Genomic DNA, 19,605 nt, shown 5'->3' with positions numbered 1-19,605 from the left:
TTAGTGGGTGGATCGTTCAGGAAACGGCGGTGTAAAAGAGGAGGTGGATGATGCAACCCACCTCCTCTCACTGGTTGGTCAGTAGTTGGCTTATTGCCGGCTACCCGCCGTGGCTTCTCTGACTCGCTTGGAGCGCCTCACGCCTTCGTTTTGTTCGTAGACCAATTCGACCACTTCGCCTTTCTCATCCTTGACGAAAGTGATCTGGGCTTCGACCTCGGGGATGAAGAACCTCGTCGCCGACGAAGGGAAGAGTTCGCGCTTCGGATTGTTTGGGGCCTTGCCGAAGTAGCGATTGCCCTCTCTGGTCACTACGTACTGGCGGTCGGTGCCGAGGTCGTACTTACCTACGTACGTGTCGAAGACTTGCGGATCGACCTTCGCCAACGTCTGCGGCTTCTCGGCGGTGTAATCCATAAAGCCCATCATCATCTCGTCGTAGGTGGGCTCGCCCTGACGCACGGCTTTGGCCGGATCGGGATTGAACTTGTTCTTCGTCGAGTTGTCGAAGTACCCGGTGACCTGAATCCTGCTGCCGGCGGGAATACGTATCGGCGCTTGCGGACGATAGGCCATCTGCCAGTTGAAGCTATAAGCAGGGACGTTCAACAGCACTTCCGATTTCCCATCCGGATAGAACACCTTGTACTCCATCGCCGCTCCGCGATAGTGCATATGCGGCATCAGCGAGTAGAGAGTGACGTCGAGACTCGGCTTCCAGGACGCGGTCACCTTGTGATGGTCGGCATTCGCTGGGATCTCAAAGAATACGTTCGATACTGCGCGCGTCTTCATCAGTCTCTCTGGCGGTTGTTTCGCGAAGATCATACCGACCATTGATCGATCGGTCTGAACGCTGCCGGCAATCTTGGAATAGTGAATCTGGAAGCGAATGGTCGCGCCCGCGGGAATCTTCTTCGCGGTTCCAGGTTGCCATTCGCCGTAGTCGCTGCCCGGCGCATAGGCGGTGAGAAAATCGTCAACGTTGTTGAAGCCTTTGAGATTGGCCGGGACTTCGCTTCCATCGTTGTAGACCGGCTGATCCTTTTTCATGCGAATCAAGAGACCGTCGCGATAGAACGGGGTGTTCTTTAGTGACCCTTCGAGCGCCGCGGAGCGCTGCTCCTTTGGGACCATGTTGAGGCTCGGTTGGCCGGGCGGAACGACGAAAGCAATGACGTGATGCACGACCTTCCGATTGCCGGGCCGCGCCTCGGCCATCTGGACGTACTTGTCCTCTTTAAAATTGGTCGGCGCATCGAAGTATTGGTACTCGTCGGGGCCGCTGGCTTCGACGGTATACTCTTCGGGCATTTGGATAATCACATCCGGTTTCCCGATACCCCAACCTTCGATGAATTGCGGGGCGGCCGGCAGGTCTTTCGCATCGCCCTCTTTGGCGCCGCCATCTACCCAGGCAGTGATGGTGTCGATTTGAGCCTGCGTCAGGCGAGGATCATTGGCCCACTTGCCAAAATGCGGATCGGCGTGCCAGGGCGGCATCTGGCGATTGACGACCTTCTCTTTGATCGACTTCGCCCAGGGACGCACGTCCTTGTAACTGAGGACCGAGAACGGCGCAGCTTCGCCGGGTCGATGACATTCAGCGCAGCTCTTGTAGAAGATGGGCGCGACTTCCTTGTTGAATGTGACGTTCTTAGCTGATGGGCCGGGGCCGCTAGCCTGTATGGCAGGTAGCGTGTAGAGAGCTAACGCGATAAGCGAGATCAGCGCGATAGCAAAAACACGAATCTTGTTCATAATTTCTCCCCTGAATGAAAAACCCGGTTTTAACCGGAATGTGAGTGACGTAAACTTTATTATCGTAGCAGACTCTTCGTCTTCTCTGCTCGAATAAGGGGTTACGCCCTTGTATAGAGCAATGTTCCGAAAGTGGGCACACACGAGATACGCACCGGTGACTTGAATGGGTGCAAAAACGTGAAGGGGGTACGATGCGCGCCCCAGAACTCATACTCGCAGGGCTTCTACTTCTTCGAGAGCGCGGCCGCTGGATCGGCTTTTCAGGGTGAGAGCCCGCCTGCTACGTTCCGTCCGTTGAGCGTCGATATTAGGCAATAGAGCCGCATTCGCTACTTCTACGCTGGCGAGGGCCTTCAGTGGGTTCGAAAAGACGAAGTCTTGAAGTGGGCGAACTACTGGCAGGATGCACGAGAGATGGTCCCGTAGCAACGCGTCTGCAATCCGAAAGACGGTTGTGGCGCTCGCGCAGCCGTCCTTATCGCCGGCGACTGTAGCCGTAACCGCCGCCAAAGAGGAGAAGCAGCACGACGATAACGATAATTAGTGTTGTTGTGCTCATGACGTTTACCCTAACACAGTTCCCGTCAGATCCAAACTAGATCATTCAAAATACCCGGAGAGTCCGTGATCCTACTTCGGACGCCTCTTCGCCGAAGCTTGCGCAATCGGCTTCGTAGGCCGGGCTGCGAGCTCCTTCTCCTTGGCGATCGACTTCGCATGCTTAAGCGCTGCTCGAATGAACTTCCGCAGATGAGGGTTCTTCAAATCTTCGGGTTGCCGGACCTTGATGTGCCGGATGATCTTGCCCTCTCCAACGAGCACTCCTTTCGGGTCTTCAAGCTCGGCGCCGCGATTGAACATGAGATTCACGCCTTTGGTATACACCACGACCTGAACAAACGCGTCCGACATTTTGCCCGTGAGCGAATACCAAAACACGAGTGCGTACACGCGAACAAGTTTCTCGACCGCCGCGGGCGCTTCTTGAAGCACCATCTCACGCAGCCCGAGCGCGAGCTTGCCGACCTTCAGATCGAACTGCGAGAGAAACCGGATCAACTCTTCGCTTGGTGGTGGCGGAGGTCTAGTCATCTCTTTTGTCGCTGGCGCGTGATTCAACGTGAGCGGCGGGGCTCACTCGGCTCGCTTGACGTAGATTCAATGTGCGACTCTTGCTCGAGCGTGCGAAGGTCTACGATCTTTCCGTCGATGAACACGAGGAACGGCGTGTTTGTCTGATCTGCCAGAAGCCTTGCGTCGCGAGCCGCGCGTTCGAGGGCCGCTCCGGCTTGTGCTAAGTCTGGATCAGTCTCGGCCAGAATACTAGTCTTCATCATTCACGCCCTCCTCGATTAGAACCGGATGCGGTTGGGAATTATCATACAGCGACCATGCGTTGACGAGAAGCTTATATTTTGAATTGAAGTTGTTCCAGCCAGCATCAAAACGGCGTCGAATTACTGCCTCGGGAATGAAATGCCCCCCTTGCGCAACCCGGTACGCGACCCGTGCGACTGCCATTTCAGGGTTGGGCAAACTCAGGTATATCAACTTCACTCGATACCCTAGCTGTCGCCACTTCGAAATCAAGCGATCGTACATCAGCCCGCTCAACGTAGTTTCAAAGGCAAAGCTTTCGGCTCGACGTACATGGTTGTCGATCTCTTCCAACATCAACCGTCCGGCTCGAATTGCCGCAGTTTCTGGAGAGAGCGGCGCAAGAGCCGCTGCGATCAGGTCAGCGTTAACGAAGATCGGACAGTCAGCCTCCGCAGGCAAGAACTGTCGTGCAAACGTCGTTTTGCCGGCGCCATTCGGCCCGGCAATGATCACGATTTTCTGGCCGCCGGTCATCCGTCAATGTCTCGAATCATCAGACGTGTCTCAACACTCGCCCGGTGTTCCTTTGTCTTAAGCAGGGTCTTTCGCAACTCAAACGCCAGCTCGGCGACCTTCAGATCGAACTGTGAGAGCGACCGTATCAACTCTTCGCTTGGAGGTGGAGATTTGGTCATCGCTTAGCCTTCGTGAATCATGAAAAATGAGCCGTCGATGCTGGCGATCGCCCGGACAGGCCCGGCTGGAACGCGAGGCGTTCTACTGGAGATGTGAACTAGGAAGCGTTCCGCGCAAGAGGGGTTCGCGGGTGGTTATAAGGGACTCGTCCTTCGAACCAAAGTCAAACAACTGCTTCGCCCTTCGCTCATCGGGCGCCAGCAATTCAGCGAACGAGTCGATTTCTACATCAGGTCGAACATCGCGATACTCTTCTTTGAGTCGCATCTCACGGGCGACGTCTTCAGCGGTCCAATGGGTAACTCGGACTAGTTTGTTCCAATCGTTCGGATTGAGTGCAGATCCATATCGGGCCCAAGCAGCGTGTACGCCAGCGGCCTTGGCCATGGCAACATCTCTGGTCATGCTGTCGCCAACGTATAGGGCTTCCTCCACCGGTACACGGTGCTCCTCGCAGATTCGTTTCAGGACTTGAGGATCAGGCTTTCGATGACCATCAGGTAGTAGGCGCACCCTCTCACGATACTGCTCGAGAATTCGTTGACGGGCCGGGTCGGGGTGACCTTCGGCTGCGCGACTCTTCGGCACATAAAGTAGTTGAATCTCTTCCAGGATACCAAGCAGACTCAGTCTGTATAGACTGTTCTCAAGAACAGCCTCGGTGTAGCCCACTATGCTGCACCCGCTGTCACGTATCACCCGGAGAGTCTCCCGGACTCCCGGATACAAGCGGAGGTTCTGTCGACGGATGCTATTGAACGCATCAAATGCCGCGTCGAGATGACGTTTTCGCCCGAGACGAGAAGTATGAGGATAGCGGCGCTCGACAGTGGCAGTTTCGAGTAGTGCAAAAGGTTGCTCTGAGTTGTGATACCGCTGATGAACGGCCTTGAGATCATCTAGTAACTCCTCCCGGTCCACGCGCAGAATCCGGGCCGCAACGTCCACCATACTGTAAAAGGCAGGGACAAAGGATGACACCCAATCGTACAAAGTATTATCTAAGTCAGTGACCAAAAGGTGAATGCGACAGCGTTTCATGTACTGTTCCTCTAAGGCATGATCCAGTCCTGAAGTGTAAGGCTCGGGGGAGACCCCTTCAACTCAAAAGCTGCCGTCCACCGCGACATTTGCCCGAAAGCACCTCCTGCTTCGGCCCTATACATTTTTACTTCGACCCCGTTGTTGTTAACTTCGAGAAGATTGAAAAAGTTTTTCCCCGCCTCGGTATCGCTCGAACCGGCACTACCGCCCCCCACAATTGAAACATTCCCGAGTCGCCATTCGGTCTGCGTGTGTTCGGGCAGTTCGTAAACTCCCGATCGCCAGATGAAGGCGCGGTGTTTGTGGCCGTGGAGCGCAAGCTGGACCCCATACCTGGCGGCCGTTCGCAGTATCTGCGGCGCATCGACGGCAATTCCGAAGCCGTGGGAGTAGCCGGATGCCGGCTCGATGTTCTCAGTTAATACCAAATGGTGGTGAAGGGCTAACAATCGAAGCGACATGCTGGGTTGGCTCCAACCAAGTTCGTTTGCGACTTTTCTGAACGCGCTCTCCTCTATGCGCCCCATGCCGGCTAGGAAGTTCGCGCCCTGCTCAAGAGAGCTTGAGTTCAAAGCGCAAACTTCCAGTGCGACACCGCACGGCAACTGAAAGCGGCGGCCCACCGAGAGCGTCAGGTTCGACTTATGCCGGTAAAGGTCGAAATAGAACTTCTCGTAGTTCCTTCTGGCATCGTCTGGAGCCTCTCGTACGCGAGCATTCTCTTCATAAGATTCTTCCGTGGTCCAGCGGATGTCATGATTACCTGGGACAACAACCAGACGGTCGAGATCGAGGTCCAGCAGGCCCAGCAAGAGCCTGAGAGATTTCCTCGCTTCGTCGAATTCTCCGGCCTCACCCGTGAAGGTCAGATCACCGGTGACGATCACTAAGCCGACCTTCGATTGATTTAGTGCGTCTTTGATCGCCTCGGCCAGACTCGCCTTGCCGCTTGCAGGCTCGCTCTCAAGGCGCCATACATGTTGGGAACGGTGCTTACCTATCGCGAAGTGCGGATCCGTGATGTGAAGTATTGTGTTACTCTGAGCGTCTACAGAATCGAAGGAGACCGGTTTTGAGAGAGACCGTGTACTTAGCAGTATTTCTTCGTCATGATCGCCCTGCGCCCGCAGACGGACTTCCCAGATCGTCGTGTCCATACCACGAAGTTCGTCGGGGCTCATGATGACTTTGTCTCGGAGCCTGTTCAGGACAGATTCAGCGTAGTAAGGCAGAGGGGGAAGCCGGGCAAGGGAATACATGCCGAAGAATGAAATCGGCTTCGGATCGATTTTGGAGATCTTCATCCAGGCCCTGCTGAAAGGGCTCTTGCGATAGTACTCCGGTACAAGTATCTCCTCACCCTCGGGCAGTGGAGGGAGGCCTGCATCCTGTTGCGGTTTGATTACCTGAGTAACCCAAGCCTGATATACATTGCCATCGCCGGAGTCAAACAAGCCTACCGCGACAGCGCGACCGGCCAGCGTTTCACCTTCGAGTGGCTCCCAAACGTCGGGGCGTTGTCCCTCTGTGGGGCGCTTCCACCATCCCCACCAACATGCGTGGTATTTGTCTATGATCTCCTGATGTTCATGTAAGGTGTTTGCTATGAGGTCCCGGAACCGGAATAAGTAGCGGATATCCGCTGGTGCTGAATTGCTGCTGGGTTGTGACATCGTTCCAACGCCCCTCTCTAGGTTGTCTAGGTGATTCTACTCTCGGTTGTCTAGACCTACCAAAGGATAAGTGACGGAATCCTCAAGGTATCATTGACCGGCTGCTCGCACGTCCGGGGCAAATTGTCATTATGGACGTGGGGGACAGCTGACGCTTGAATCAGCTGTCTTCCAGCTTGCGGTCTCTGTCTGGGAGCTGGTACAAGCCGGCTGCTTGAAAACCGAGTCAAGAACATCGCCGTTAGGGATGTTCAGGCTGATGAGGTCTGGGGATTCGTCGCCATGAAGGAAAAAACGAAGAAGATCAAGGGTAGCGATAACCCCTACGTCGGCGACGCCTATTGCTTCATCGCGATCGAGCGCGAAACTAAGCTCGTGCTGGCGTGGCATCTTGGCCGTCGATCCGCCGAGGATACGATGGAGTTTACCGAGAAGCTGAACGAAGCAACACAAGGCCATTTCCAACTGACAACGGACGGCTTCAAGGCTTATATGTATGCCGTCTCGTACAGCTTGGGCACTCGCGTTGACTTTGCTCAACTCATCAAGGTCTACGCAGCACAGCGCGAACGCGAACAACGATACTCCCCGGCAGAGGTCGTGGAGACTATAAGACAAATTCAAATCGGAAACCCCGCACTGGATCGAATCTGCACAAGCCACATCGAGAGGCAAAACTTGAACGTGCGAATGGCAATGCGAAGGATGACGCGATTGACCAACGGATTCAGCCGCAAGTGGGAAAACCTCAAGGCCGCATACGCGCTCTACTTCGCTTATTATAACTTCTGCCGTGTTCATTCTACCTTGCGTGTGACTCCCGCTATGGAGTCTGGTATAACCGATCACGTTTGGAGTCTTACCGAACTGCTCGCTGCCTAGCTCCTTAGACCCTGATTCGCTAGAGTGATTTCATGCACCCTCTTGATGGCGCTTATGTCCGGCTCGACAGGGCACAAGAACACCTTGTGGAACTGGAGACCGTCAATAACATCTACCTCAATAGAGAAGCTAGAGGAATGGCCGACTCTGCTTCTTTCGAAGTGAGACAGGTCCAAGCAAACCAGGTCTGGCCGACAGCGCACCTTAAGCCAATTCGAGAGCCGATACCACTCATTTTGCCGGTCCTCATCGGCGAGACCGTTCAAAACCTGCGGACTAGCCTTGATTACCTTGTTTACGAACTCGCCATCCTGAATACCAAGACGGCACAAGACGGCACTCAGTTCCCGATTGAGGGCACCCCAGAGGGTTTCAAGCGACGGCGTAAGACCTACCTCAAATTCATCAACCCCACGCATATAGCAATGATCGAGAAGCTGCAACCTTGCAACGGAGTCACATGGACTCAGTGGCTTGCCGGGCTGTCTAATCCGGACAAGCACAGGCACCTCGTTGTCAGCCAATCCAAAATGAGATTCTCGGCTCGCCGCCTTATGACTACGGACAGTCCAGCAGAGCCCAAGGTTGGCGAGGTTACTGTTCAGCTTGAAGGATGGGAAACCGACAACGAAACGGGGGTCACTGAGCAATGCATGAATATGGAGGCAAGTTTGACCCTGTTCTTAGCCTTTGAAGATGGCCGACACGTCATAGACACGCTCAAGGAGATCACAGCGCAAGTTGCTAATACGCTTGCTAATTTCAAACCGGAGTTCTAACGGCGATAGCTGTTCAAGTTCGTTTGTCATCACGATAACCCTTCAGAAATCGAACACCAAAGGAGCAAGAATGTACGCTGAGATCACCGCTGCAATAGCTTCAATCAAAGCTCTCGCTGAGATCGCAAAGCTCACAAGCGACATCAAAACATCGGCACAGGTCCTTCAAGAGACCGTCAACCTGAACATCACCATTCTGGCCTTGCAAGAGAAGATGTCTGTGGTACTGACGGAGAAGGACTCGCTGCTGCAAGAGAAAAAAGAGCTTGAACAAAAGATTGCTGAGTTTGATCATTGGGAGACCGAGTCTGCGCGTTACGAACTGAAGGAAATTGCTTTGAGTGTTCTTGTTTATACCGTAAAGCCAGGCGCCGACATAGGCGAGCCAACGCATTGGCTTTGTGCCAAATGCTACAAAGACAAACGGCCATCTATCATTCAAAGGCAAGAGTCTGTGAAGTCTGGCAGGTTCTACCTTTGCCCCGTCTGCAAAATCGAGCTTCACTTTACTCCCGGATGGTTTGGACCCAAAAAGACGTAGGGTTTCTAGCAACAACATTCTAATAGGACACCACCAGGCATGTGTCCCGTTCTCTGTCAAGCAGCCCGGTCCAACTCCCCTTTCTTTTGTAAGTGAATCAGAACGAAGTTTGGTGTAGGATAGCCATCCTGAATTGGTTGAAGCCTTGCATAACGCAACGGCGCTGGAGCATCAGCAACGACTCCGACACCGTTCGGGACTTCACAAAAGGAGAAGGAAACCGCGCATATGAAACGCCTATGGACCGGACTGATTCTAGTGACGATCTTCGGGTTTGTTGTGCTGGGATGGGTAGGAACTCGCATCTATACCGAAAAGCCTCCAATCCCCGACCGCGTCGTGACTCCCGATGGCCAACAAATAATTGGCAGTGGAGAAATCTCAGAAGGTCAAAGCGTGTGGCAAGCCATGGGCGGCATGGAGGTCGGCTCCATCTGGGGACACGGCAGCTACGTCGCACCGGACTGGACCGCCGACTGGCTTCACCGCGAGTGCGAGTTCATGCTCAACGAATGGTCAACGTCGCAACTGGGCACACCCTACGACTCGGCGATGCCCGAACAACAAGCCGCGCTGCGCGAACGGTTGAAGCAGTTGATTCGGACGAACAAGTTTGACGCTTCGACGAATACCCTTACGATAGACCCGGCGCGGGCAAAGGCCTTCGAGGCTAATCAAACGTACTACGCGGACATCTTCAGCAATGGGAATACCGGCTACGCGATTCCACAAGGAGCGCAGACCGACTCGAAGAAGCTGCGCGAGCTCAGCTCGTTCTTTTTCTGGACCGCTTGGGCCGCGGCGGCCAATCGGCCCAACGACACCATCAGCTACACCAGCAATTGGCCTCACGAGCCGCTCGTCGGAAACGTCGCGACCGGCGATGCAGTAGTCTGGACCGGCGTGAGCATCATGATGCTGCTCGCGAGCATCGGCGCTTTCGTCTGGTATTACGCCGCGCAGCCACCGACTGAGCCGATGGAAGCGGCGCCCGCCACCGACCCGATTCTTGGATGGAAAGCCACTCCCTCGCAGAAGGCAACCCTCAAGTTCTTTGTGGTCGTGGCCGCACTGTTTCTAATCCAGATACTCACGGGAGCGGTGACGGCTCACTACGGCGTCGAAGGAGACGGGTTGTACGGAATCCCGCTCTCGCGATGGCTTCCGTACAGCATCACGCGAACGTGGCATCTTCAAATCGGTCTGTTCTGGATCGCCACGTCGTGGCTGGCGGCGGGGCTGTTCATCGGCCCGCTCGTCAGTGGGAAGGAACCGAAGGGGCAGCGCCTCGGGGTGAATCTGCTGTTCGTAGCGCTGCTCATTATCGTGGCAGGTTCGCTGGCCGGCGAATACCTGAGCGTACACAATCGTCTGAGTGAAGCGAACTCTTTTTACTGGGGTCATCAGGGCTGGGAGTACATCGATCTTGGTCGAGTATGGCAAGCGGGACTCTTCATCGGTCTCCTGTTGTGGTTGTTTCTGATGCTCCGCGTGATCGCGCCCGCGCTTAAAGAAAAAGGAGAGCACAGGCAACTCGTGCTGGTCTTCACCCTTTCGGCTGGCGCGATAGCGCTGTTCTATGGCGCGGGGCTGATGTACGGCAGGAACACCCACATAAGCGTGGTTGAATATTGGCGATGGTGGGTTGTGCATCTCTGGGTCGAAGGCTTCTTCGAGGTCTTTGCCACGACGGTGATCGCGTTTCTGTTTGCGAGATTGAAATTGATCCGCGCGAAGCTCGCCGCTGAGGCTTCGTTGATCGCCGCGACGATCTACCTTGCGGGCGGGATCATCGGCACGAATCATCACCTCTACTTTTCAGGCACGCCCACAGCGGCGATTGCGTGGGGCGCGACTTTCAGCGCGCTCGAGGTTGTCCCGCTGGTGTTGATCGGATATCAAGCGATGAAGGACCTGCGGCTTTCGCGCTCTGCGCCGTGGGTGGCGAAGTACAAGTGGCCGGTCTATTTCTTCATCGCGGTCGCGTTTTGGAATCTGGTCGGCGCGGGGTTGTTCGGGTTCATGATCAACCCGCCGATCGCGCTCTACTATATGCAGGGACTCAACACGACGCCGGTGCACGCGCACGGGGCGCTGTTCGGCGTGTACGGGATGCTGGGGCTGGGCTTGACGCTGATGTGCATGCGGGCTTTGATGGCCGACCGCGAATGGAAGGAAGGGCTGCTGAAGTTTTCTTTCTGGTCGATGAACATCGGGCTGGCGCTGATGATCCTGTTGAGCCTGCTGCCGGTCGGGTTGTTGCAAACGTGGGCCTCGGTAAACCAGAGCTATTGGTATGCGAGGAGCCCGGAGTTTATGGGAACGCCGCTGATGGCGACGCTTCGGTGGCTTCGAGTGCCGGGCGACACGTTGTTCGCGATCGGGGCAATCGTGTTTGTGCTGTTCATCTTCGGGCTGAAGCTGGGGTATTCGCTCAAGCCGAGAGAGGACTCTTCAGGCAAGTCGCCTGCGAAGGTTGCAGTCGCGGCGTAATGGATGAATGTTTTTGTTAAGGGCAATCCCAACGGGATTGCATCTCACAGCCCATGTCGTCTTAGCTTTAACGGGATGGGCCGCCACCCGCTTTGCGGGTTAGTCATGCCTTCGTGTGAATTCACGGGTTCGCGGACTCACCCGTGGCTTTAGGCCGCCACCCGCTTCGCGGGTTGGTCATGCGTTCGCGTGAATCCACGGGTTCGAGGACTCACCCGTGGCTCTAGGCCGCCACCCGCTTCGCGAGTTATTTCATTCTCGATGGTCCTGTGGAACGAGGTCGCTCGACGGTCGCCAACACCACCACGGTGCCGTCTGGCGACAATCTCCTGACCCGGGGTGTCCATTCCCGCCTGTCGTCCGACGCAGTGTGCAGATACTCGAGGACGTATACATAACTTGGCGTAACAGCCACTCCCGTAGGTGACCAGGGGCTCGTCGTTCGAAGAACAGGGGTAACCTTTCCGCGAGTCGTTATGCGGAGCAGCGCTCCGCAACCGCTGGCGGCGACGTAAATCGTGCCATCCCGCGCGACGTCGAGGCCGCGCAAGAACACACCAAGGTTTGGGGTCGCGCCCGGGATCTGTGCGCAGTCCGGCACGGCAATCTTGCTGGCTATCGTGGAGACTGCGCCCTGCGGGCTGATGCGCCTGACCGCGGTATTCTCGCTATAGTAAATCGAGCCGTCCGGGCCGGCAGCAATGCCGTTGAGCCACCGGAGCGCGCTGCCATCCGACACCGCTGGAAGTGTGGCGAGCACGCTGCGATCCCCGGCTGGCGTCAGCCGCATTACCTGCACTCGTTGATCGCTCCCAAGCTCGGGGTAGTACAGGGCGCCGTCCCGCCCCACGGTCACTGGGAAATCGCTTGAGAGAATCAAGGTTGGGTTGACACCAACACGTTCGATCTCAGCAGAAGGTTCGCTATGCCCCGGCCACCGCGTCTTTGCCAGCCGGCCGTTAAAGTCGATTGCCATCCAGTGGAAGGCCGAACCTCCTTGTAGCGTGAGCTGGCCACGCTTATCGACTTTCCAGACGCCGCGCCCGGTGTCTACGAAATAGACGTTACCCTGGCGATCGACGGCGATGCCGGAACCGGGATGCCCGAATGCGGGCGCTATGACTAGAGTGAATAACAGGATCAGGAGTACCGCAGTCAACAGGGCCTTGTTCATCGCCTTACCTCTTTTCTTCTTCGAATCTGTGACCTTCTTTGGCCTATTAGACGCGGGTGCTGACTGGTTTCTTCCACAGACTGGCGTCAGCGGCGTCTTCCCGAACAAGGTCGGCGAAGGCACTGATGATTGGTCAAGCAACCAAGCTCTTAAGATCAGCACGGACCGGCAACCTGCCGTAACAATCGAAGCCTTGCAATCACTGCCATCGCCGCAACAAAAACAAGTTTGTCGTGACTGTTGCGTCGTGATACATTGAGCGCCGATCAGGTTGTCAAATGAGTGACCTCTTCCACTCCTTGTGAAGGGCAATGAAGGCCGGGCGCTTGGGCAGGAAGCGAACTCCCTGTGGCATTCACGCTTTCACCACCCACGAAAAGCACGGCAGGATTCGAATGCGAAAGGAGATGAACATCAGTCCGGAAGCCTTCGAGAAGTTTCTCACCTGGCTTGATCCAAATCGCGAGGCGGCCGGAATGAAATACGAGGAGATTCGTCGCCGGCTCATAAGGATCCTCGTCTGCCGCGGATGCACAGCGGGTGAGGAGTTAGCCGATGAGACGATCAACCGGGTCATCGGGAAAATGCCGGGGCTCGCGGACTCATACATCGGAGATCCCGCGATCTACTTTTACGGTGTAGTCCGCAAGGTTCATCATGAATGGTTAAAGGTTAGCCGCGTACCGCATCCGCTTCCTCCTCCAGCTCCTGATTCGCCCGAACAGAAAGAGCAGGAGTACGGCTGTCTTGATTCTTGCATGAATCAGCTTACGGCGGAGAATCGCGAATTGATACTCGAGTATTACAAGGAAGAAAGACACGCGAAGATCGTTCACAGAAAAGAACTGGCTGAAAAGCTGGGAATTGCGGTCAACGCGTTGCGGATACGAGCGCACCGGATCAGAGCAGACCTGCAAGAGTGTGTTGAAAACTGCCTTGCGGGAGCCATCGCGAATGAAACATTTCGAGGAATCGTTCATTAGTAAGTGAGCGGTTCCTGCGGCAGCAGAGAGCGGCGAAGTAATGAATCAAGAAGGCAACGATGAGCGACATCTGAGGAAGTATCTGCTTGGCGAGTTGGAGGAAGCGGAGCAACAGGCGCTTGAAGAGAGGTTGATGGCCGGCGGTGAGCTATTCGACCTGCTTCAGGTAGCTGAGGACGAGTTGATAGAAGACTACGTCGACGGCACGCTTTCGAGAGACGAGCGCGGCAGGTTTGATAGTTTCTTCATGTCGACGCCGGACCGGCGGCGGAAACTGAGTTTCGCGATGGCCTTGAAAAGATATGTCACAACGGAAGCAGCAGCAGAAGCGCCGGGTGCGGAACTCGCGACAGCGAAACCGTCATCTCGAATTAGCGCTGGTCCGTCATCGGTCATCCCCCATGTCACAGGGTGGAATCGAGCGTTCTCGTCCCCATATTTGAGGATGGCTGCTGCTGCTGTGATCGTGCTCGGCCTCGGGCTTGGGATCTGGCGGGTGGTGTTCTATCAGTCGGAAGTGCAAAAAGGCATTGCAGCTCTCGCTCAGGCCTTCCGCGACGAGCGCCCGGTCGAAGCGCGTATCACGGGGTTAGGTCGCGCGCCGTTTAATCTCACTCGAAGCGCGGTCCCGGCACGGGTCGATTCTGTTTCGCTAAGCCGCGCAGAGATAATTCTGCTAAATGAAGTGGCAGAGCATCCGACGCCAACGGGGCACCACGCACTTGGGCGATTGTACCTAGCCAAAAGAAGCTTCGATCAGGCTATTGATGAGTTTAACGAGGCGTTGAAAGCTGACGCAACCAACGCGCAAGTTCATAGCGATTATGGGGCGGCGCTTCTCGAGAAGGGTCGCTCCTTTGGCCCCAACGATAAGGACGGCCGAAGCGCTGAGGCCTTCTCGCAGGCATTGGAGCACTTCGATCGCGCACTATCGCTCGATCTCAAACTCGACGAAGCGTTGTTCAATCGAGCTTTGCTGCGCGAGCAATTGAGACTGCCGGATCGAGCATTAGAGGACTGGCGCGCTTATATTGAAAGAGATTCAACAAGTCCCTGTGCTGAAGAGGCTCGCCGTCATATCGCTCGGCTGGAAGAAGACCGGAACAAGATCTCCCAGCGCGGGCAGGATCTGGTGCGACGTTTCTTGGAAGCCGATATGGAGGGACGTTCGGATGAGACTCGGGAACTCTTCTGCGCGAATCGAGAAAAACTGTGGTTCGGGTTATTAGGGGTTTTTCTAAACGATTCGAAGAGTCGGAAAGGTAACACGGGCAGCCGGCTTGAAGCGTTGGCAAAAGCCGGTGAGCTTGACGAAAGACTCACGGGCGACAAGTTTACGAGTGACTTGGTTCGGTTCTATCGCGATGCGCGTCCACATCAACTCGCAGAGGCGAGTCGGGCGCTTCAATTGAATAGTCGGGCTGAGGAAGCTTATAGGCGAGGTAGTGTGGAAAACGCAGTCCGGCTGCGGAAGCAAGCTAGCCAAATTTTTTCGGAGATTGGCGACCAGTGCAGTTCTCGACTCGAGAGGTGTTGGCTGGCATTGCACTTTTGGGAGTTGGGACGGACTCGCCAAAGCCAATCGCTTGTTGACGAACTGCTGCGCACGTGCGAAGCGGACGGGTACGAATGGTTGCGCGCTCGTGCTCTTCATGTGTCGGCTAGTGTCTCGTTCAAGATGGGTTACTACTCGGAGGCGCTCGAAAGGGAAAAGGAGGCTCAAGTCGTAGCGGAGCGGCTCGGCGATTACTCCCTTGTTTCCAACACTCTTGGCGCAGCGGTCGAGTACTATCGGATCCTTGGCAATAGAACCGCGTGTTTTCGGGAGATAGCCGCTATTCAGCCTCTTCTTTCTGACTCGCGGATTGCACCATTGTCGCGCTGGCGGCAGTACGAGATTCTGGCGGCGGCTCTTTTTTCTTTTGGCTATCCCGTGGCTGGAATCGATTACCAGACCGAAGCACTAGTGTATGCGCAAGCGGGGGGGTTCGTAACGGTTTCATACTCGCTGTCCCACCTCGGAACCATGTATTCCAGGCTGAAGCGTTACAACGAAGCGCTTGGCGCAATTCAGGAGTCACACAACGAGGCGGCGGCGCACCTTGGTGAGTACCTGGGACACCTGATGACGGCCTATGCCGACATCCAGATGGGGCACCTGCTAATGGAGCGCGGGCAATCGAGCGAGGCGCGCCAGAAGTACGAAAGCGCCATCGAATCGCACGAAGTCAACCGCCTTGATTTTCCGACCCATCTCTACCAGGCGTACAAAGGGCGGCTCGCGTGCTGCATTGCTATGGCGGACGTACCTGCCGCACAGAGCCAATGGGACAGAGTCGTTAAGTTTATGGACCAACACCGCTCAAGGATTAGCGAGGAGGACAATCGCGATAGCTTCTTCGACGTTGAGCAAAGTGCCTTTGATCTTGGCATTGATTTGGCATACTCGCTGATGAACGATGAGCAAAAAGCCTTCGAATACGCCGAGGACTCGCGAGCCCGATCGCTTCTGGACTCGATGACCGGCACGGCAACGGTCATTGAGCGCTCCGACCGCTTAGAAGTCTTGCTGGACGCGGCGGGGCAGCCACTTGAGTTGAGCTCAATTCAAAAGCACGTGCCGCGGAACGCACGGCTGCTCGAATATGCCGTGCTGGATAACAAGCTAATAATCTGGGTCGTCTCAGGAGAAGGGCTCCGCTCAAAGGCGGTTCCCGAATCGGCCATAACTCTCTCGGCCAAAGTGACCAGGTTCCTTTCGAATCTACAGAACCCAGTCATGGAAGACCCCACGGAAACCGAGCGCCTTGCGCGCGAACTCTTTGCCGGTCTCATAAAACCAATCGAGGAATTCCTCGGCGATTGTGATAGGTTAATCATAGTTCCTGACAAGATTCTCAATCGAGTGCCTTGGGATGCACTGGTCTCGCCAAGCGGCAGGTTTCTGATCAAAGACTATGAAGTTACTCCAGTCCCAAGCGCGTCGCTTTTCGTACTGTGCTCCGAGCTGGCCGCAGAGAATAAGGTCGAATCGCCGGACGAGCGAATACTTAGCGTGGGAGATCCGAGTTTTGACGAAACCGCGTTTCCGGAGCTCAAGCGGATGGATTCGGCGGTTCGAGAGGCCGAGAAAGTCGCCGCCTTCTACGGAGGCCGCCCGCTTGTCGGCGCGGCGGCAAAGAAGCCGGCAATCAGAGAGGCGCTAACGCACGTTGATGTGGCGCACTTTGCTCTGCACTGCGTGATCGATGAACGGTCTCCGATGAGATCCAGCCTGGTATTGGCTAAGCCGACAGGTGACGGAGTGGCCGGCCGAGACGGAGAACTGCGCGCGATTGACATCTGCGGGTTGACGCTGCGACGAATACGCTTGGTGGTGTTGTCAGCGTGCAGTACCGCGGGAGAACAGTACTATCGCGGCGAGGGAATGATCGGCTTGGCGCGGGCGTTCCTGGCGGCAAAGGTTCCACTTGTAGTTGGAAGTCTTTGGCCGGTGGATTCTGAAGCTTCAGCAGATTTAATGATCAGGTTCCACCAGAATCGCAAGGAACATCAACAGCCAACCGCAGGCGCGCTTCGCAGCGCGAAGCTAGGGATGCTTGAAGGATCCGACGTGACTTACCGCCATCCGTATTACTGGGCGGCCTTTCAACTGACCGGCGGTCAGGCGAGCTTTTGAGGTTGCGAAGTATAGACCCTCGCTTGGGTCGTGGAAAAGGTGGCTGAACTCTAACCAAAGGAGATAGCTATGTCGAAAGTACCTGGCAGAGGCAAAGTGCAAGTCCAAATTGATGGATTGATAGTGTGCTACTACGACGAGGACCGGAAAATTTACCAGATTGGAGCAGTACCAGAAAGCTCGCACACATTTAGCGTTGTGTACGAGATCATTGGGGAGAGTCACACCACGCGGACCGAAGTCACATCGCATGACGGAGGGCGATTCTGGCGCCTCGAAGTCGAAGGGACCGAACCAAATGCAACGCGATACTTCAGCCCATCACCGCCAAATCGTCTGAAGCCACCTGAGTCGTCGGGCAGCCCCGAGGCGCTCGACGCTCGGTGGGTGATAGATTTCGAGAGTGTGAGAGATTTGCCGGCTCACCTGAGACCTATGCCGCTCGACCCTGGAGTGTTGGATCCAATAATCGATATTATGAATGGGACTGTTTATTGCTCCTCGCTCACAGAACCGTGCAAGCGGGTCCTGAACGGTGGGACTTCCGTACCCTTTGGTGTGGCTAATGACGAAATGTCCGTTGAGCTTGACGCTCAGCCGGGTGAATCTATTCGTTTGATGAACCTTGATACTGGAGACGTCATTTTTCGCATCCCGATCGGTGAAGAGTCAGTCACTATTTCCCTTTTAAACCTTCCCGACGAATCGGATTCGAGCGAGCATTCGCACTTTGAGATGTACTATGACGCGGTTTTTTCCGATGTTCCACCGGAGAAGCGATATAGCTTCGTCCTTTCAAGGGCCGCAGCAGAAAGAACTGATGCGGAGCATCCGCACGACCCTCACCACCATAACGCTGCGCCTTTTAGAAGGTCCAGACCCGGAAGGGGCGCTCCGACGCCTCTCTGTGGCTCCGGGGATTTGGGATCTCACGGTGGCGGGTTGTCGTGAGTAGCGTTGAAGCGGCCCGCGACCTGGACATCTACGGCGATTGTGCTTAGAGAAGAATCAACTGAGGAGAGCAACAATGTCACTCCGCGCAACAGAGCGATTCCGAATCGAAACGGCTCCCCCAGCTCAAAAGTGCGGTACTCCGTCCGAGAGCGTGCGGTTCGAGGAGCAACGCGACACCAAATGGTGTTGGGCCGCCTGCGTTCGCATGGTTGTCAACGCGTATAACATCTCATCCGATAGTCAGTGCCGCATTGCGGAACGGGCGCTTTCGCCGCTCGGAATGGGAATAACTTGCTGCACGAGCACCAATCAACCTATCAACAGCGGATCGTGCAATCAGACTTTGAAGGACCGGGCAATCACTAAACTTTGGGAGAAGTATTCTGTCGCGGCGGACTACAAGTATCGAACAAGTGTCCCCAATGTGAACGACTTGGTGACGGAGCTAAAAAAGCTGCTGAAGAATGGTCCTGTCCAACTTGGCTACACCGGGATCGTAGGCCACGTGGTGCTTCTATACGGCTGCGAAACGCCGACTGGTGGGCCGCTTACTTTTCTGGTGCACGATCCCGCTAATGGCTCCAAGCATAGTGTAGTAGCCGACGCGATAGTAACTCTAAGCGGATTCGGCGAGAGGCTCGACGCGACTTGGGCGCTTATCCCTTAAGAGGAGTTCAAATATGGCGACGAACGATTCGGAACTCGATAGGCCCTTGACCGACATAGGGGCGCAGATAGGAAGGTTGCTGCCGGGGTTATACGACGTAGATAGCCAGCGCGACGTAAAGTTGAGCGAATCTTTCGACGTTTGGACTGTTGGCATTGAAGGCTTGAAAGCGACTGGCTACAGTGGCAACTTTCCGGCCCGCAAAACCGAATACCAACACCATCAGATCCTAATCGACGGTCGCGCAAGAGCTTTTGCGTCTTCGATATTGTCGCCTTCCGGAGAGTTGCGTGTTGTGAGAGTCGCCTTGTCGCCAGTTGCAGAAGCTATCGACAAGGCTATCACTCGGATTGATGCCGACTACCCGAAAAGTTCGACAAGGGTGCGGCTTCTAGTTATCCAGTCTTTTTCTCTGTATGCATTCTGGCTGGCGCGTTCGGGGCTCATCTATATTATTTCCGTTCCGGGCTTATTAACTGTTCTTCGCGCAGAAAGTTACTACGGAACAGCCGACTTCCTGGGGGCGCTCCTCAGAGATGCGACACACTCGATTCCGCGATCTGACGTGGCTTTAGAGTCAAGCGAAGATTCTGGCGGTCCTCGATGGTAGTTTCACGGTCCCGCGCCAGCGTTAGATTCGAGTTTTCTCGTGATCGGGTTCAAGGGATTGGTGCTTGACCGCGTTTTAACAGCGGAGTTTTGAGGGCGGTTTGCCAGAAATGCGCCGTTATTTCTAAAACAAACAAGTCAGCAGCGCCATCCTCCTAGCGTTAACAATCTTACGGTGATCTTGGTCAATCTCGTAAAAGTTGATAGAAGGTGCTCCTTCGGACATGTTCCCAGTTTAATCACACCGATCGTTGATCCGTTCTTTCAAGGCGAGTAATGCTTTGCCGATATCGTCATAGATAAATGAGGGCTCAATCATGCTAGGCCCTGTTGCCGCGATTGATCTT

At 55.3% G+C, this 19,605-nt stretch carries 17 protein-coding genes; 9 read left to right on the top strand and 8 right to left on the bottom strand.

Annotation, left to right across the window (positions count from 1 at the left end; all coding sequences use genetic code 11):
• Window positions 1-90: 90 nt before the first annotated feature.
• From AABO57_07350 to AABO57_07320, 7 genes are all read right to left on the bottom strand, one after another.
• Window positions 91-1,761 carry a thiol-disulfide isomerase gene (locus AABO57_07350; protein ID MEK6285540.1) on the bottom strand — a complete coding sequence of 557 codons (1,671 nt, stop codon included), beginning with the start codon at window positions 1,759-1,761 and terminating at the stop codon, window positions 91-93.
• Between the two features lie 633 nt (window positions 1,762-2,394).
• Window positions 2,395-2,856, bottom strand: a complete 462-nt coding sequence (locus AABO57_07345; GenBank protein MEK6285539.1) for a DUF1801 domain-containing protein — start codon at window positions 2,854-2,856, stop codon at window positions 2,395-2,397.
• 23 nt (window positions 2,857-2,879) lie between these two features.
• Window positions 2,880-3,101, bottom strand: coding sequence for a hypothetical protein (locus AABO57_07340; protein ID MEK6285538.1), 222 nt, complete (start codon window positions 3,099-3,101; stop codon window positions 2,880-2,882).
• Window positions 3,088-3,618 carry an AAA family ATPase gene (locus AABO57_07335; GenBank protein MEK6285537.1) on the bottom strand — a complete coding sequence of 177 codons (531 nt, stop codon included), beginning with the start codon at window positions 3,616-3,618 and terminating at the stop codon, window positions 3,088-3,090. The genes AABO57_07340 and AABO57_07335 overlap by 14 nt, the downstream gene beginning before the upstream one ends.
• The gene (locus AABO57_07330; GenBank protein MEK6285536.1) at window positions 3,615-3,779 is read right to left on the bottom strand and encodes a hypothetical protein; all 165 of its coding nucleotides are present in this window, start codon (window positions 3,777-3,779) and stop codon (window positions 3,615-3,617) included. Before AABO57_07330 ends, AABO57_07335 begins: the two co-directional genes overlap by 4 nt.
• A gap of 82 nt (window positions 3,780-3,861) precedes the next feature.
• On the bottom strand, window positions 3,862-4,821 hold the full coding sequence (locus tag AABO57_07325) for an HAD family hydrolase (protein ID MEK6285535.1): 960 nt from the start codon (window positions 4,819-4,821) through the stop codon (window positions 3,862-3,864).
• A gap of 11 nt (window positions 4,822-4,832) precedes the next feature.
• Window positions 4,833-6,128, bottom strand: coding sequence for a metallophosphoesterase (locus AABO57_07320; GenBank protein MEK6285534.1), 1,296 nt, complete (start codon window positions 6,126-6,128; stop codon window positions 4,833-4,835).
• Window positions 6,129-6,779: 651 nt separating this feature from the next.
• On the opposite strand from AABO57_07320, the gene AABO57_07315 reads away from it, so the two are divergent.
• The 4 genes from AABO57_07315 to AABO57_07300 all read left to right on the top strand — a co-directional run bounded on the left by AABO57_07315 (window position 6,780) and on the right by AABO57_07300 (window position 11,192).
• On the top strand, window positions 6,780-7,379 hold the full coding sequence (locus AABO57_07315) for a hypothetical protein (GenBank protein MEK6285533.1): 600 nt from the start codon (window positions 6,780-6,782) through the stop codon (window positions 7,377-7,379).
• Window positions 7,380-7,411: 32 nt separating this feature from the next.
• Complete coding sequence (locus AABO57_07310; GenBank protein ID MEK6285532.1) at window positions 7,412-8,158, top strand: hypothetical protein; 747 nt, start codon at window positions 7,412-7,414, stop codon at window positions 8,156-8,158.
• 70 nt (window positions 8,159-8,228) lie between these two features.
• Window positions 8,229-8,699, top strand: a complete 471-nt coding sequence (locus AABO57_07305) for a hypothetical protein (GenBank protein ID MEK6285531.1) — start codon at window positions 8,229-8,231, stop codon at window positions 8,697-8,699.
• Between the two features lie 228 nt (window positions 8,700-8,927).
• Window positions 8,928-11,192: a nitric-oxide reductase large subunit gene (locus tag AABO57_07300; GenBank protein ID MEK6285530.1), complete on the top strand. Its 2,265-nt coding sequence runs from the start codon at window positions 8,928-8,930 to the stop codon at window positions 11,190-11,192.
• Window positions 11,193-11,439: 247 nt separating this feature from the next.
• Here AABO57_07300 and AABO57_07295 read toward each other — a convergent pair whose 3' ends face one another.
• Window positions 11,440-12,366, bottom strand: a complete 927-nt coding sequence (locus AABO57_07295) for a hypothetical protein (protein MEK6285529.1) — start codon at window positions 12,364-12,366, stop codon at window positions 11,440-11,442.
• Window positions 12,367-12,761: 395 nt separating this feature from the next.
• Between AABO57_07295 and AABO57_07290 the strand changes: the two genes are divergently transcribed.
• The 5 genes from AABO57_07290 to AABO57_07270 all read left to right on the top strand — a co-directional run bounded on the left by AABO57_07290 (window position 12,762) and on the right by AABO57_07270 (window position 19,259).
• Window positions 12,762-13,349 carry a hypothetical protein gene (locus AABO57_07290; protein ID MEK6285528.1) on the top strand — a complete coding sequence of 196 codons (588 nt, stop codon included), beginning with the start codon at window positions 12,762-12,764 and terminating at the stop codon, window positions 13,347-13,349.
• A gap of 40 nt (window positions 13,350-13,389) precedes the next feature.
• Complete coding sequence (locus tag AABO57_07285) at window positions 13,390-17,028, top strand: CHAT domain-containing protein (GenBank protein ID MEK6285527.1); 3,639 nt, start codon at window positions 13,390-13,392, stop codon at window positions 17,026-17,028.
• A 69-nt stretch (window positions 17,029-17,097) separates the two neighbouring features.
• Window positions 17,098-17,979 (top strand): hypothetical protein, encoded by an 882-nt coding sequence (locus tag AABO57_07280; protein MEK6285526.1) that lies wholly within the window; start codon window positions 17,098-17,100, stop codon window positions 17,977-17,979.
• 76 nt (window positions 17,980-18,055) lie between these two features.
• Window positions 18,056-18,649 (top strand): papain-like cysteine protease family protein, encoded by a 594-nt coding sequence (locus tag AABO57_07275; GenBank protein ID MEK6285525.1) that lies wholly within the window; start codon window positions 18,056-18,058, stop codon window positions 18,647-18,649.
• 13 nt (window positions 18,650-18,662) lie between these two features.
• Window positions 18,663-19,259 (top strand): hypothetical protein, encoded by a 597-nt coding sequence (locus AABO57_07270; protein MEK6285524.1) that lies wholly within the window; start codon window positions 18,663-18,665, stop codon window positions 19,257-19,259.
• Window positions 19,260-19,605 lie beyond the last annotated feature (346 nt).

The sequence above is a fragment of the Acidobacteriota bacterium genome, assembly GCA_038040445.1.
In the GTDB taxonomy this organism is placed as follows: Bacteria; Acidobacteriota; Blastocatellia; order UBA7656; family UBA7656; genus Onstottus_A; species Onstottus_A frigus.
The sequence above is the reverse complement of the archived record's forward strand: the minus strand, read 5'-3'. Positions and strand labels throughout refer to the sequence as shown.

What these genes read in the sequence shown, in the direction of transcription:
- AABO57_07350 (MEK6285540.1), bottom strand. Translation starts at nt 1,761, where the DNA reads ATGAACAAGATTCGTGTTTTTGCTATCGCGCTGATCTCGCTTATCGCG.
- AABO57_07345 (MEK6285539.1), bottom strand. Translation starts at nt 2,856, where the DNA reads ATGACTAGACCTCCGCCACCACCAAGCGAAGAGTTGATCCGGTTTCTC.
- AABO57_07340 (MEK6285538.1), bottom strand. Translation starts at nt 3,101, where the DNA reads ATGATGAAGACTAGTATTCTGGCCGAGACTGATCCAGACTTAGCACAA.
- AABO57_07335 (MEK6285537.1), bottom strand. Translation starts at nt 3,618, where the DNA reads ATGACCGGCGGCCAGAAAATCGTGATCATTGCCGGGCCGAATGGCGCC.
- AABO57_07330 (MEK6285536.1), bottom strand. Translation starts at nt 3,779, where the DNA reads ATGACCAAATCTCCACCTCCAAGCGAAGAGTTGATACGGTCGCTCTCA.
- AABO57_07325 (MEK6285535.1), bottom strand. Translation starts at nt 4,821, where the DNA reads ATGAAACGCTGTCGCATTCACCTTTTGGTCACTGACTTAGATAATACT.
- AABO57_07320 (MEK6285534.1), bottom strand. Translation starts at nt 6,128, where the DNA reads ATGAAGATCTCCAAAATCGATCCGAAGCCGATTTCATTCTTCGGCATG.
- AABO57_07315 (MEK6285533.1), top strand. Translation starts at nt 6,780, where the DNA reads ATGAAGGAAAAAACGAAGAAGATCAAGGGTAGCGATAACCCCTACGTC.
- AABO57_07310 (MEK6285532.1), top strand. Translation starts at nt 7,412, where the DNA reads ATGCACCCTCTTGATGGCGCTTATGTCCGGCTCGACAGGGCACAAGAA.
- AABO57_07305 (MEK6285531.1), top strand. Translation starts at nt 8,229, where the DNA reads ATGTACGCTGAGATCACCGCTGCAATAGCTTCAATCAAAGCTCTCGCT.
- AABO57_07300 (MEK6285530.1), top strand. Translation starts at nt 8,928, where the DNA reads ATGAAACGCCTATGGACCGGACTGATTCTAGTGACGATCTTCGGGTTT.
- AABO57_07295 (MEK6285529.1), bottom strand. Translation starts at nt 12,366, where the DNA reads ATGAACAAGGCCCTGTTGACTGCGGTACTCCTGATCCTGTTATTCACT.
- AABO57_07290 (MEK6285528.1), top strand. Translation starts at nt 12,762, where the DNA reads ATGCGAAAGGAGATGAACATCAGTCCGGAAGCCTTCGAGAAGTTTCTC.
- AABO57_07285 (MEK6285527.1), top strand. Translation starts at nt 13,390, where the DNA reads ATGAATCAAGAAGGCAACGATGAGCGACATCTGAGGAAGTATCTGCTT.
- AABO57_07280 (MEK6285526.1), top strand. Translation starts at nt 17,098, where the DNA reads ATGTCGAAAGTACCTGGCAGAGGCAAAGTGCAAGTCCAAATTGATGGA.
- AABO57_07275 (MEK6285525.1), top strand. Translation starts at nt 18,056, where the DNA reads ATGTCACTCCGCGCAACAGAGCGATTCCGAATCGAAACGGCTCCCCCA.
- AABO57_07270 (MEK6285524.1), top strand. Translation starts at nt 18,663, where the DNA reads ATGGCGACGAACGATTCGGAACTCGATAGGCCCTTGACCGACATAGGG.